Below are 11,353 nucleotides of genomic sequence, written 5' to 3' on the forward strand. Positions count from 1 at the left end.
GCAGCATCACGACGGCCGCCAGGTCACCCGCCTGGGCGCGCCTTCGGTGTTGTTCGGCCTGAGCATCGGCGCGATGGGCAGCCTCCTGTTGGGCGCTGCCATGGCCCATTGGACCGACGCCGCCCAGGCTCCTGGCTGCTCTCACAGGGTTGAGGGAAATCCCCACCAGCCGCTGCAAGCCCCCTGTGGGAGCGGGCTTGCTCGCGAAAGCGGTGGATCAGTCAGCATTGATTGACCTGACACACCCTCTTCGCGAGCAAGCCCGCTCCCACATGGGTCGCATCATCTATTTAAAACCGCTGCACCACCACCGCCCCCGCCGCTCCAGCAGGCCCTGGCTGGCCATCGGCGCCGGCGCGACCGCTCTTGCCACCGTCGGCGGTGTACACGAGACAGCCCTTGGCCTTGCCCCCGTGACCGGGTTTGCCGCCCGGCCCCGCAGCACCACCGGCACCGCCATCCACGGTCACCTTGATCTGCTCGGCAGGGAAAGCACTGGGCAATTCAAGGCGCACCCGCGCACCGGCCGCGCCCGGCTGACCATCGCTGCCATTGCTGCCGTCCGCGCCGCGACCGGCCGAACCCCAAGTGCAACCCGGCGCCTGTCCATTGGCGCCGTCCAGGCCCACGTAACCCGGCGCCCCTGTTCCACCCCGGGCGTCCACGGACAACAGCGGCGCATTCAAGGCATTGAAACGCAGATTGAGATCGCGCCCCGGTCGTGCCGCCTTCGTATAGTTGCCCGGGGCGCCACGCGAGGTGATCTGGCTGCCCTCTGCCAATTCAGCCTGGGCCACCTTCATGTCCAATACCTGTTGCGCCGGCACGATGGCAATCCGGGCTTCGCGCCCCAGGTGCAACTGGCCGATGGACAATTCGGTGACGTTGGAAGGCACCAGCAGCGTGCCGTAGTCAGCCACATCCAGCCGCTCCAGGGTCAGGGTGCTGGTGGTGTTGGGCAGGCGCATCAACGAGTGGCTTTCTACCTGGAGCACCTGGGCGCTGGCTAATGGACACGCCACTAAAGCGAGCAGACACAATTTACGCATGGGAAGCCTCTGGTGCGGTCGGGACGGTTTGCAGGTGGAAGATGCCGAACAGCAGCACTTTGAGGCGATCGCGGCCAGGCGCGGGTCGGCCACGCAAAGGAGCCCTGAACAGCAAGAGTTCGAGCAGGTGGACCACCAACAACAAGGCGCCGGCGAGATTGACCAATAGATGCAGCGGATGGACGAACGGCATGATCAGGTTGACCAGCACCACCAGCCAGAACACCACGGTCAACAAGCGCCCCAGCCCCCAAAATACCTTCATACGTCCCCTCCGATGAGCTTTATTCTTTGGGCGCACAGTAACGGCTAGCGCGCGGGATAAGCCAGAGGCCGGGGCAAATTTAATTTAACGCGCTGGCCTGTAACAGCCGGCTCGCCCTTCTTGGCGAGCCGGCGGTCCTGAGACCACTTAAATGATTGGCGCTCAGCGTTGGATATGCAGTTCAACCCGACGGTTCTGCGCCCGCCCCTCGTCGGTCGCGTTGTCGGCCACGGGTTCGCTTTCTCCCTTGCCTTCGCTGGTGAGTTTGTCCGGGGCCAACCCCTGGGTCAGCAGATACTCCACGACGCTGCTGGCCCGGCGCTCGGACAAGCCCTGGTTGTAGGCATCCGTCCCGACGGCGTCGGTGTGGCCGACCACGCGGATACTGACAACATTGGCGTGGCTCAGCTTGCCCATCAGCCCATCGAGTTGGCGCCGAGCGTCGGCCGTGAGGTCGGACTTGTCGAAATCAAACAGCACCTTGCCGGCATCGTTGAGGGTGATGACTTCGGTCGCTGGAGCCTCGGGTTCGACCGCAGGGGCACTGGCCGGGTACTGCGGCAGCGGACAACCATGATGTTCGACCGGGGTATTGGCCGGCGTGCCGGGGCAACGGTCGCGACGATCGAACACGCCGTCGCCGTCTTCATCACCATCCTGGGCATAACAGATCAAGCCTGCGCCGAGCAGCCCCAACGCGGCGCCGCCGGCGGCCCAGCCACTGCTTTCGATGGCGCCCAGGCCGCCACCTGCAAGGCCGCCAATCAGGCTGCAGATCGGCCAGGTACGTTGATTGAGAGGTGCGCTGCCATCGCTGTGGGTGGCGCAACCGGACAACAGACTGCTTGCCAGCAGTACCGGTAGGACGGCTTTGATGAGAACGTTCATGGTGAAGGCTCCTGTGTCACCGGCCCATACCGGTCACACAGGAGTAAAGACTGCCATCCGCGACTCTACAAGCCGCGAATGGCAAGGGCTTCAGCGGTTTATCCGGACTTCGGTCCGGCGGTTCAGCGCACGTCCGTCGGCCGTTTTGTTGTCAGCCACCGGCTGGCTCTCCCCGGCACCGGACACCGAGACGAAACTGGCGCGCGGCACGCCCTGTTCAACCAGGTATTGCATCACCGAATGGGCCCGTTTCTCCGACAACCGTTGGTTATAAGCGTCACTGCCAACGCTGTCGGTGTGGCCGGTGACGCGCAGTTGTGCAGTGGACGTTTCCTGCTTCAACCGGGTCGCCACAGTGCTCAGGACGTCCTTGTCGGTCGGGGTCAGCGTAGCTTTGTTGAATTCAAAGTGCACGTCGCGAATCACGATTGTCTCTTCCTTGACCACCACCGGTTCTTCGACCACCGGCGCCGGTGCAGGCGGCGGGCAGCCATCGGCATCGACTTGCACACCCTTCGGCGTGCCCGGGCACTTGTCGCGGCTGTCTGGCACGCCATCGCCATCTTCGTCGCCGTCGCCATGCACCCAGCAATAGGCGGCCGACATCGTGCCAACGAATAACGCACCGTAGCCTGCCCAAGCGGTGCTTTCAGTGGCGCCCAGTCCAGCGCCGATGACGCCACCGGTGGCCGCACAGATCGGCCAGTCGGTTTTCTGCAAACCTGCGCAACCAGTCAACACACTGGTTAGCAGAACCAGGGGTAACGCTGTCCGAACGATACTCATCGGGTTTTCTCCTTGAGGGATCGGCTTTGCGCCGATTCAGGGGAGTAAAGACCCGAGTCCGGATCTGCGCCAGCTCACGCAGGCACGGGTTTGGCCCCGTGTTTGCGGCCGTTCGACACGTTCAAGCGCAAACCGCTCTAGGCCATGATCTCTGGGCAAGCTATCGTGGCGATTCTGACTGAGGAACTTCGATGACCGTTGCCATTTCTTCGCGCACGCCCCAGCAAGCCCTGGCGGCGGTGCTTGAGCGTTACGCCCCGCAAAAACTGCTGTTGATCGGCGCCAGCAGCTTCCCCGCGCTTGAGGCGTTCCAGCAGGCGCACCCCGCCGCTGAAGTGGTGCGTGCCGGCCCCGGCCCATTGCCGGCCGACGTGGCGGCGCGACGTTTTGACCTGGCGCTGGCGCTCGACTGCCTGGAGCATTTGCCCAAGCGCGACGGTCTGAACCTGTTGGGCGGCATCCGCAACCTGAACGCCAGCCGTATCGCCGTGCTGGCTGACCTGGCCGCCTGCGGCTGGCAGGAGACAGACTTTTTTTCCCTGGCCCTGCAAGCCAGCGAGCGATTCCAGCGCGAAGAGCAGGTACTGACCCTGTTCACCTACGATCTGCTTGAATACAAGCAGGTCCCCGACTGGCTCAACTCGCGCTTTTGGGCCAACCCGGAAAACTTTGGAAAATACTGGTGGTAGCTGTGAACACAATGCACACACCTATCTGCCCTTGCGGCAGCGGCAATTCACTGGACGCCTGCTGCGGCCATTACCACGACGGGCACCCGGCGCCCTGCGCCGAAGCCTTGATGCGCTCGCGCTACAGTGCGTACGTATTGGGGCTGGTGGACTACCTCGTGAGCACCACCCTCCCCGCCCAGCAGGACGGCCTCGATCGCCAGTCCATCAGCGCCTGGAGCGCCAACAGCACCTGGCTCGGACTGGAGGTGGAAAGCAGCGAAGTGTTCGGCGGCCAGCCGGAACACGCCTTTGTCACGTTCACGGCGCGTTGGCACGACGGCCAGGGGGAACACAGCCACCGGGAACAATCCTCGTTCGTGCAAAACAACCGGCGCTGGTACTTCATCGACCCGACCGTGCCGGTCAAGGCAGGACGCAACGACGGCTGTCCATGTGGCAGCGGGCATAAATTCAAGAAGTGCTGTGCCGGCTACTTCGCCCGTTGATTTCGGAAACGTCCGACACCCGTCCTTTTCATCAGCGGGCTAGACTGGGGTTAAACCAGAGGCGCGGACATGACCCATCCATCACACTGGCTACGCATCACTTGCCTGCTCCTGTTTATCGGGCTTGGCGGCTGCGCGTCCTGGCTAAGGGAAGAGACGCCGGAACCGCAGGTGCACCTGGTCAAGGTCGAGGTGGTGCGAGCGCGGCTGCTGGAGCAGAAATTCACGCTGCACTTTCGCGTCGACAACCCTGGCGACAACGACCTGACCGTGCGCAGCCTGACCTACCGCATCCATCTGGGCGACTTGCTGCTGACCGAAGGTGAACACGAGCACTGGTTCACCGTAGCGCCCCGGCACAGCGCCTACTTCAAGGTGCCGATCCGCACCAACCTGTGGCCCCGGGTGCGGGAGGTGGTGAAACTGCTGCAAAAACCCCGGGAGCAGATCCCCTATCGTCTGGAAGGTGAGCTGGAAACCGGATTATTCATCGCCCACTACGTGCACCTGGAGCGCAATGGCGTGATAATCGCCGCCGATTTAATTGCGGAGTAACCCCGATGACCCAGCAACCCCACGTCCATGGCCCTGATTGCAACCACGATCATGACCATCATCACGATCATGACCACGGCCACGTCCACGGCCCGAATTGCGGCCACGCCCACCAGGAACCGGTGCGCAACGCCCTGAAGGACGTCGGCCGCAACGACCCGTGCCCCTGCGGCAATGGCAAGAAATTCAAGAAGTGCCACGGGGCTTGATGATGCGGGCGAAGATCGTCTTCGCCAGTTGAATCGCCATCGCGAGCAGGCTCGCTCCCACAGGGGGCCTGCTGCGATCAAAAAAATCAGGATTCCCCCTTGCCACTGTGGGAGCGAGCTTGCTCGCGATGAGGCCAGCCCATTCAATGCCTATCTGTCAGCCCGCCTCCAGAATCCGCTTCACACTCACCACCGTTGCATACTCCCCATGCAGGTTGCCCAGCGACATGCCATGCACCTCGTCAGCCGTCCGGGGAATACCGAAATAATCGGGCTTGTCGAAGGTAAAGCAGGCGTCCTCGGCCACCCACGTGTCGAACCCCAGGTTGCCGGCGGTACGCGCCGTGGACTCCACCGAATTGTTCGTCGCCACGCCGACGATGATCAGTTGCCCGATCTCCGCCCGGCGTAGATCCGTCTCCAGGTGGGTACCGCAGAAGGCGTCCGGCACATCCTTGTGGATCAACCACTCGCCGGCCAACGGCTCGAACCGCTGCTGCACTTCCACGCCGGACTGCCCCGGCCAGAACACCGATCCCGGCGAGCGGGACAGGTGATGGACATGCACCACGGGCCGCGCCGAATTTCGCCAGAAGGCCAACAGCTCCAGCATGCGCAACTCCGCCTCGGGGTTGTTGCGGGGCCCGAGTTTGGGATGAAGAATGCCTTTTTGTTGATCGATGAGGATCAACGCTGCGTTTGTCCGTAGTTCCATGCTGGATTTCCTTGCGTGAGCATCGATACTTCCTACCTGTATTGGCGAGCAAGATCAATCCGCCCACCTCCTGCGCACCTGATGGCCCTGCCCTCGCAGGGAGCTTTCATCGCCAAATCAACAAATAACCCATGCCCCCGCTTGCGCGCCCCCCTCCTGCTCACTAACGTAGCGCCTTTATTGACGACACCCCCTCCCGCAGGAGCTTTGCCATGGCCTCGCCAGCCTCTATTTCCTTCATCCCCCGGCTCGGCGTTGCCGCCGCAGTGGCCAGTGCGCTCGGCTTGAGCGGATGCCAGACCTGGAATGCCCAGGACACTGTCCCGCCGACTTCCGGTGTGCAGCCGCTCAAGGGGCTGGCGCAGAACGTCTCGGTTCGGCGCAATGCCCTGGGCATGCCGCTGATCGAGAGCAGCAGCTTCCACGACGCGCTGTTCACCCTCGGCTACGTCCACGCCAGTGACCGCATCGGTCAGATGGTGACACTGCGCCTGCTCGCCCAGGGGCGGCTGGCGGAAATGTCCGGCGCCGAACGGCTGGACGTCGACCGCTACATGCGCGCCGTCAACCTGAAGAAAAATGCCGACAAGCTGTACAAGGCCTCTTCGCCACGGCTCAAGCGTTTCTTCGAAGTCTATGCCCGGGGCGTCAACGCCTACCTGTTCCGCTACCGCGACAAGTTGCCGGCGGACCTGGCCGCCACCGGTTACAAACCTGAATACTGGAAACCGGAAGATTCGGCGCTGATGTTCTGCCTGCTGAATTTCAGCCAGTCGACCAACCTGCCGGAAGAAATCGCCAGCCTGGTACTGGCCCAGACAGTGCCCCATGACAAACTCGCCTGGCTGAGCCCGTCCTACCCGGACGAGTCACTGCCCCTGGCCGAGGCTGACAAACTCCAGGGCATCCGGCTCAACGGCCAGGTGCCGGGCCTGAACGAGGTCAGCAAGGCCAGCAGCGAGTTGGCCGGGATGAACCTGCTCGGTGCTGCGTCGTCGAGCAACTGGGCCATCGCGCCGCAACGCAGCCGCAGCGGCAAGAGCCTGCTGGCCAGCGACAGCCACGGGCCATTGGGGGTGCCGGCGCTGTGGAGCCCCGTGCAGATCCGCGCGCCCAAGTACCAGGCGGCCGGGATTTCCGTGGCCGGTATCCCGATGATCCTGGCGGGTTTCAACGGCAAAGTGGCCTGGAGCATGACCAGCGTACTGGGAGACAACCAGGACCTGTTCCTGGAAAAAATCCGTCGCCAGGGCAATGGCCTGTCCTACGAGGTCAACGGCAAATGGCAGCCGGCGATGGTGCGCAACGAAACCTACTTCATCAAGGGCCAACGGCCGATTCGTGAAGCGGTGTATGAAACCCGTCACGGCCCACTGCTCAACAGCGCCCAAGGCCCGGCCATGGCCAACAGCCTCGGCCTGGCCTTGCAGACGCCGAGCTTTACCGACGACAAGACCCTGGACGCGTTCTTCGACCTGTCCCGGGCGCAGAGCGCCGAGAAAGCCTCCGATGCCAGCCGGGAAATCCGTGCCATGGCCGCGAATCTGGTGTTCGCCGACGCCAGCCACATTGGCTGGCAAGTCACCGGGCGCTATCCGAACCGCCGCGAAGGCGAAGGCCTGCTGCCGTCGCCGGGCTGGGAGGGTCGCTACGACTGGGACGGTTACGCCGACCCGATGTTGCACCCCTACGACCAGGACCCGGCCCAGGGCTGGCTCGGCACCGCCAACCAACGGGTCATCCCCCACGGCTACGGCATGCAGTTGTCCAACTCCTGGGCCGCACCGGAGCGTGGCGAGCGCATGGCCGGACTGGCCGGCGCGGGCAAGCACGACGCCCGCAGCCTGATCGCCATGCAATATGACCAGACCACGACATTCGCCGCCAAGCTCAAGAAAGTCTTTGAGGCACCAGGCATGGCCCAGCCGCTCAAGCAGGCGATCGAAGCATTGCCGGTCGCTGACCGGGCCAAAGCACGCGAGGCCTATACCCGCCTGATGGCATTCGATGGCCGGCTCAGCCCGACGTCCGCCGACGCGGCAATCTATGAGCTGTTCCTGCAAGAGAGCATGAAGCAGATCTTCCTCGACGAACTGGGCCCGGACAGCAGCCCGGCGTGGAAAGCGCTGATTGCCAACGGTCAATTGTCCTACTCGGCCCAGGCCGATCATCTGTTGGGCCGCGAGGACAGCCCGTTCTGGGACGACGTGCGCACGCCGCAGAAAGAAGACAAGGCGATCATCCTCGCCCGCAGCCTGGCAGCCGCCATCAGCGCCGGTGACAGCCAACTGGGCGGTGATCACCAGGCCTGGCAGTGGGGCAAGCTGCACAGCTACGCGTGGAAAAACAGCAGCGGCCAGGTCGTGCGCGGCCCGGTAGCGGCCGGTGGCGACGCCACCACGCTCAATACCTCGGCATTCGCCTGGGGGCAGGATTTCAACACCACCGTGGCCCCGGCCATGCGCTTTATCGTTGACTTCGGCCAGCCTGAACCGCTGATGCTCCAGGACGGCGCCGGCCAATCCGGCAACCCGGCCAGCCCGAACTACGTCAACGGCATCGATCCGTGGATCAAGGGCCAGTACCAGAACCTGCCGTTGCAACCGCAGAACTTTGATCGGGCCTATGGCAAGACGCGATTGACCTTGGTGCCGGGTAAATAACAGCAATACACCTCACTCTGTGGGAGCAAGGCTTGCCCGCGATGCAGACGATGGGGTTTCTTCGAACCCCGGCGGCTGTATCGCGAGCAAGCTTTGCTCCCACGGCTCCCTCGCCACAGATGATCAGCCTGTTCTGGCTTCGCGCCAAACCCGATAGAACTTCTGCCCCCGTGCCCGCCTCTACCTGACAAGCCCATCGCCCCGGTGATTGCATGGATCTTGTCATTGCCCGCCCTGAAGGCCTTTATTGCCCGCCCGGGGACTTCTACATCGACCCCTGGCGGCCAGTGGAGCGGTCGGTCATCACCCACGCCCACGGCGACCATGCTCGCGGCGGCAACCAGCACTACCTGGCCGCGGCACCCGGCGAAGGCATCCTGCGTTCAAGGCTCGGCCAGGACATCAATTTGCAAACCCTGGCCTATGGCGAGCGGCTGCTGCATCACGGAGTGACCTTGAGTTTCCATCCCGCCGGCCACGTGTTGGGCTCGGCCCAGGTGCGGTTGGAATATCAAGGCGAGGTCTGGGTGGCGTCAGGGGATTACAAAGTCGAGCCCGACGGTACGTGCACGCCGTTCGAGCCGGTGAAATGCCATACCTTCATCACCGAATCGACCTTCGGCCTGCCCATTTATCGCTGGCAGCCGCAGGCGCAGATATTCGATGAGATCAATCAGTGGTGGCGGGCCAACATTGCGCGGGGACGGGCCAGCGTGCTGTTTTGCTACTCCTTCGGCAAGGCCCAGCGGATTCTCCACGGCATCGATGCAAGCCTCGGGCCGATCCTCGCCCATGGCGCGGTGGAGCCGCTGAACCGGGTCTACCGCGAGGCCGGCATCCACCTGCCGCCGACGATCTATGCCGGCGACGTGAAAAAGACCGACCCCATCATGGGCCAGGCACTGGTCATCGCTCCACCTTCTGCCGGCGGCAGCACTTGGATGCGCCGCTTTGGCGACTACAGCGATGCCTTCGCCAGTGGCTGGATGCGCCTGCGCGGCACCCGTCGGCGACGCGGTGTCGACCGCGGTTTTGTGCTGTCCGACCACGCCGACTGGCCGGGCCTGCTGTGGGCCATCGAACAGACCGGCGCCGAGCGAGTCATGGTCACGCACGGTTCGGTGGGTGTGTTGGTTCGCCATTTGTGCGAGCAAGGCCTCGATGCCCAAGGTTTCACCACCGAATACGGTGATGACGAAGAAGACGTGACCGGCGCGGCCGACACCGGCGAGGACGCCTCATGAAAGCCTTCGCCGAGTTGTATGCCGACCTGGACGCCACCACCTCCAGCAATGCCAAGCTGGCCGCCATGCAGGACTATTTCGCCAAGGCCCCGCCCCAGGACGCGGCATGGGCGGTGTATTTCCTGTCCGGTGGCCGCCCACGGCAACTGGTGCCGGTAAAGATCCTGCGGGAGTTGGCGGTGCAGGTGTCGGGGCTGTCCACTTGGCTGTTCGAGGAGAGCTATCAGGCCGTGGGCGACCTGGCGGAAACCATTTCATTGGTCATGCCGGAGTCGCCCCATCGTTCCGACGAAGGCCTGGCGCTGTGGATCGAAGAGAAACTGTTGCCCTTGCGTGGCGAAACGCCCGAGGTCCTGGCGCTGCAACTGCCAGCGCTGTGGGCGCAATTGGACCGGTCGAGCCTGATGCTGTGCATCAAGCTCATCACCGGCAGCTTCCGCGTCGGCGTGTCCAAGCTGCTGGTCACCCGCGCCCTGGCCGGCATGGCCGGGCTGGACAGCAAACGGGTGGCCCAGCGCCTGGTGGGCTACACCGACCTGTCCCACCGTCCGACCGCGGCGAGTTATCTCAAGCTGATCGCCGCCGAGTCCGACGATGAGCATGCCCAGCGCGGCGGCCAGCCTTACCCGTTCTTCCTGGCCCATGCGTTGTCGGCGCCGATGGAACAATTCGACGCGCTGCTGGGCCCTGCCAGTGACTGGCAAGTGGAATGGAAGTGGGACGGTATCCGCGCCCAGGTGGTCAAGCGCGACGGCCATTTGTGGGTCTGGTCCCGGGGCGAGGAACTGGTGACCGAACGTTTCCCCGAATTGCATTCGCTGGCGCAGGCCTTGCCCGACGGTACGGTGATCGACGGCGAAATCGTCGTCTGGAAAACCTCGCAGCCGCTGACCGAAGACGCCTTCGACCCGGATACGCCGCTGCAACCTTCAGTGCAGCCGTTCGCCCTGCTGCAGCAGCGCATCGGGCGCAAGACCCTGGGCAAGAAGATCCTCGAAGACGCCCCGGTGGTGGTGATGGCCTACGACCTGCTGGAGTGGCAGGGCGAGGACTGGCGCAGCCGGCCCCAGGCCGAACGTCGCGGCCAGCTGGAGGCCTTGCTGGCCCGGGCCCACAGCCCGGTGTTGTTGCCCTCGCCGATCATCACCGGCCAGGATTGGCTCGACCTGGCCCGGCAGCGTGAAGCCTCGCGCAGCCGGGGTGTCGAAGGCATGATGCTCAAGGCCCGCGATGCGCTGTACGGCGTCGGCCGCACCAAGGACATGGGGGTCTGGTGGAAATGGAAGATCGACCCCTTCAGTGTCGACGCCGTGCTGATCTACGCCCAACGCGGCCACGGTCGGCGCGCCAGCCTCTACAGCGACTACACCTTCGCGGTCTGGGACAACCCGCCGGGCAGCCGCGAACGCACGCTGGTGCCGTTCGCCAAGGCCTATTCAGGGTTGACCGATGCCGAAATGCGCCAGGTCGACAGCATCGTGCGCAAGACCACCGTGGAAAAATTCGGCCCGGTGAGCAGTGTTACCCCCACCCTGGTGTTCGAGTTGGGTTTCGAGGGCATCGCCCTGTCCAAGCGCCACAAGAGCGGGATCGCGGTGCGGTTTCCGCGGATGCTGCGCTGGCGCCAGGACAAGCGCGTCGAGGAGGCGGACACGCTGACAGTGCTGCAGGAATTGTTGAAGTAACCCTTCGCTGATTCATTATCAAGGTAGCGAGGAATCTGTGGGAGCAAAGCTTGCTCGCGAAACAGGCGCCTCGTTTTCCGAAAGACCGCACTGCCTTCATCGCGGGCAAGCCTTGTT

Annotated in this window: 12 protein-coding genes and 1 pseudogene; 8 read left to right on the forward strand and 5 right to left on the reverse strand. The window is 63.8% G+C overall.

What is annotated here, in order from left to right; all coding sequences use genetic code 11:
• Nucleotides 1-127, forward strand: a pseudogene (locus J7E36_RS10435) (nicotinamide riboside transporter PnuC); the annotation flags it as partial.
• A 163-nt stretch (nt 128-290) separates the two neighbouring features.
• On the opposite strand, the gene J7E36_RS10440 reads toward J7E36_RS10435, so the two are convergent.
• The 4 genes from J7E36_RS10440 to J7E36_RS10455 all read right to left on the reverse strand — a co-directional run bounded on the left by J7E36_RS10440 (nt 291) and on the right by J7E36_RS10455 (nt 2,988).
• Nucleotides 291-1,049 carry a collagen-like protein gene (locus J7E36_RS10440; RefSeq protein WP_215002520.1) on the reverse strand — a complete coding sequence of 253 codons (759 nt, stop codon included), beginning with the start codon at nt 1,047-1,049 and terminating at the stop codon, nt 291-293.
• Nucleotides 1,042-1,314 carry a DUF1145 domain-containing protein gene (locus J7E36_RS10445; RefSeq protein WP_215002522.1) on the reverse strand — a complete coding sequence of 91 codons (273 nt, stop codon included), beginning with the start codon at nt 1,312-1,314 and terminating at the stop codon, nt 1,042-1,044. Before J7E36_RS10445 ends, J7E36_RS10440 begins: the two co-directional genes overlap by 8 nt.
• Before the next feature lie 162 nt (nt 1,315-1,476).
• On the reverse strand, nt 1,477-2,202 hold the full coding sequence (locus tag J7E36_RS10450; RefSeq protein WP_215002525.1) for an OmpA family protein: 726 nt from the start codon (nt 2,200-2,202) through the stop codon (nt 1,477-1,479).
• Nucleotides 2,203-2,292: 90 nt separating this feature from the next.
• A complete protein-coding gene (locus tag J7E36_RS10455; RefSeq protein WP_215002527.1) occupies nt 2,293-2,988 on the reverse strand; it encodes an OmpA family protein in 696 nt (231 codons plus the stop codon).
• Between the two features lie 191 nt (nt 2,989-3,179).
• On the opposite strand from J7E36_RS10455, the gene J7E36_RS10460 reads away from it, so the two are divergent.
• From J7E36_RS10460 to J7E36_RS10475, 4 genes are all read left to right on the forward strand, one after another.
• On the forward strand, nt 3,180-3,677 hold the full coding sequence (locus J7E36_RS10460) for a DUF6231 family protein (protein WP_215002529.1): 498 nt from the start codon (nt 3,180-3,182) through the stop codon (nt 3,675-3,677).
• A gap of 11 nt (nt 3,678-3,688) precedes the next feature.
• Nucleotides 3,689-4,165: a YchJ family protein gene (locus tag J7E36_RS10465; protein WP_215002541.1), complete on the forward strand. Its 477-nt coding sequence runs from the start codon at nt 3,689-3,691 to the stop codon at nt 4,163-4,165.
• Nucleotides 4,166-4,234: 69 nt separating this feature from the next.
• Nucleotides 4,235-4,720 carry an LEA type 2 family protein gene (locus J7E36_RS10470; protein WP_215002531.1) on the forward strand — a complete coding sequence of 162 codons (486 nt, stop codon included), beginning with the start codon at nt 4,235-4,237 and terminating at the stop codon, nt 4,718-4,720.
• Nucleotides 4,721-4,725: 5 nt separating this feature from the next.
• Nucleotides 4,726-4,929 carry an SEC-C metal-binding domain-containing protein gene (locus J7E36_RS10475; protein WP_003198420.1) on the forward strand — a complete coding sequence of 68 codons (204 nt, stop codon included), beginning with the start codon at nt 4,726-4,728 and terminating at the stop codon, nt 4,927-4,929.
• 157 nt (nt 4,930-5,086) lie between these two features.
• Here J7E36_RS10475 and J7E36_RS10480 read toward each other — a convergent pair whose 3' ends face one another.
• The gene (locus J7E36_RS10480; RefSeq protein ID WP_215002533.1) at nt 5,087-5,644 is read right to left on the reverse strand and encodes a cysteine hydrolase family protein; all 558 of its coding nucleotides are present in this window, start codon (nt 5,642-5,644) and stop codon (nt 5,087-5,089) included.
• A 212-nt stretch (nt 5,645-5,856) separates the two neighbouring features.
• On the opposite strand from J7E36_RS10480, the gene J7E36_RS10485 reads away from it, so the two are divergent.
• The 3 genes from J7E36_RS10485 to J7E36_RS10495 all read left to right on the forward strand — a co-directional run bounded on the left by J7E36_RS10485 (nt 5,857) and on the right by J7E36_RS10495 (nt 11,236).
• On the forward strand, nt 5,857-8,307 hold the full coding sequence (locus J7E36_RS10485) for a penicillin acylase family protein (RefSeq protein ID WP_215002535.1): 2,451 nt from the start codon (nt 5,857-5,859) through the stop codon (nt 8,305-8,307).
• A 212-nt stretch (nt 8,308-8,519) separates the two neighbouring features.
• Nucleotides 8,520-9,551, forward strand: a complete 1,032-nt coding sequence (locus J7E36_RS10490) for a ligase-associated DNA damage response exonuclease (protein WP_215002537.1) — start codon at nt 8,520-8,522, stop codon at nt 9,549-9,551.
• Nucleotides 9,548-11,236 (forward strand): ATP-dependent DNA ligase, encoded by a 1,689-nt coding sequence (locus J7E36_RS10495; protein WP_215002539.1) that lies wholly within the window; start codon nt 9,548-9,550, stop codon nt 11,234-11,236. The genes J7E36_RS10490 and J7E36_RS10495 overlap by 4 nt, the downstream gene beginning before the upstream one ends.
• The last annotated feature ends 117 nt before the right edge of the window (nt 11,237-11,353 follow it).

Origin of the sequence: Pseudomonas fluorescens, from assembly GCF_018614775.1 — a bacterium.
Classification (GTDB): domain Bacteria; phylum Pseudomonadota; class Gammaproteobacteria; order Pseudomonadales; family Pseudomonadaceae; genus Aquipseudomonas; species Aquipseudomonas fluorescens_BY.

What these genes read in the sequence shown, in the direction of transcription:
- J7E36_RS10495 (WP_215002539.1), top strand. Translation starts at nt 9,548, where the DNA reads ATGAAAGCCTTCGCCGAGTTGTATGCCGACCTGGACGCCACCACCTCC.
- J7E36_RS10465 (WP_215002541.1), top strand. Translation starts at nt 3,689, where the DNA reads ATGCACACACCTATCTGCCCTTGCGGCAGCGGCAATTCACTGGACGCC.
- J7E36_RS10460 (WP_215002529.1), top strand. Translation starts at nt 3,180, where the DNA reads ATGACCGTTGCCATTTCTTCGCGCACGCCCCAGCAAGCCCTGGCGGCG.
- J7E36_RS10450 (WP_215002525.1), bottom strand. Translation starts at nt 2,202, where the DNA reads ATGAACGTTCTCATCAAAGCCGTCCTACCGGTACTGCTGGCAAGCAGT.
- J7E36_RS10490 (WP_215002537.1), top strand. Translation starts at nt 8,520, where the DNA reads ATGGATCTTGTCATTGCCCGCCCTGAAGGCCTTTATTGCCCGCCCGGG.
- J7E36_RS10440 (WP_215002520.1), bottom strand. Translation starts at nt 1,049, where the DNA reads ATGCGTAAATTGTGTCTGCTCGCTTTAGTGGCGTGTCCATTAGCCAGC.
- J7E36_RS10485 (WP_215002535.1), top strand. Translation starts at nt 5,857, where the DNA reads ATGGCCTCGCCAGCCTCTATTTCCTTCATCCCCCGGCTCGGCGTTGCC.
- J7E36_RS10470 (WP_215002531.1), top strand. Translation starts at nt 4,235, where the DNA reads ATGACCCATCCATCACACTGGCTACGCATCACTTGCCTGCTCCTGTTT.
- J7E36_RS10445 (WP_215002522.1), bottom strand. Translation starts at nt 1,314, where the DNA reads ATGAAGGTATTTTGGGGGCTGGGGCGCTTGTTGACCGTGGTGTTCTGG.
- J7E36_RS10480 (WP_215002533.1), bottom strand. Translation starts at nt 5,644, where the DNA reads ATGGAACTACGGACAAACGCAGCGTTGATCCTCATCGATCAACAAAAA.
- J7E36_RS10475 (WP_003198420.1), top strand. Translation starts at nt 4,726, where the DNA reads ATGACCCAGCAACCCCACGTCCATGGCCCTGATTGCAACCACGATCAT.
- J7E36_RS10455 (WP_215002527.1), bottom strand. Translation starts at nt 2,988, where the DNA reads ATGAGTATCGTTCGGACAGCGTTACCCCTGGTTCTGCTAACCAGTGTG.